This window comes from uncultured Roseovarius sp., from assembly GCF_947489715.1.
Classification (GTDB): Bacteria; Pseudomonadota; Alphaproteobacteria; order Rhodobacterales; family Rhodobacteraceae; genus Roseovarius.
The window spans coordinates 1-274 of sequence record NZ_CANLER010000040.1 but is presented as its reverse complement, the minus strand read 5'-3'; the positions used below and the strand labels follow the sequence as shown (position 1 = coordinate 274).

1 protein-coding gene is annotated in these 274 nt (G+C 60.2%); it reads left to right on the top strand.

Going from position 1 to position 274, the window contains the following annotated elements; translation table 11 throughout:
• On the top strand, nt 1–274 hold a 274-nt coding region (locus Q1B27_RS24485), incomplete at both ends, for a hypothetical protein (RefSeq protein WP_299852826.1).

Sequence of the window (274 nt, the reverse complement as noted above, 5' to 3'; positions counted from 1 at the left end):
ATACCGACCATGGCGATGGCGACGGTCATACTGGTGGTGCTCATGATCATGAGGATGATACATCGCCGATACCGCTCCCGACGCATCCGGGTGAAGTTGAGGCCTATGTTGCGGCGGTGAAGGCCGAGGCGGACCATGGGGCGCATATGGATGACGCGCAGAAGGCCACGGAGCACGGTCAGCTGCTTGATCTCGTGCCCCGTTCCGAGGCGACTCACATTGCCATCAGCAATGGGGACTGGTTCGATCCCGGCACCTGGTACAAGGGCGAAAT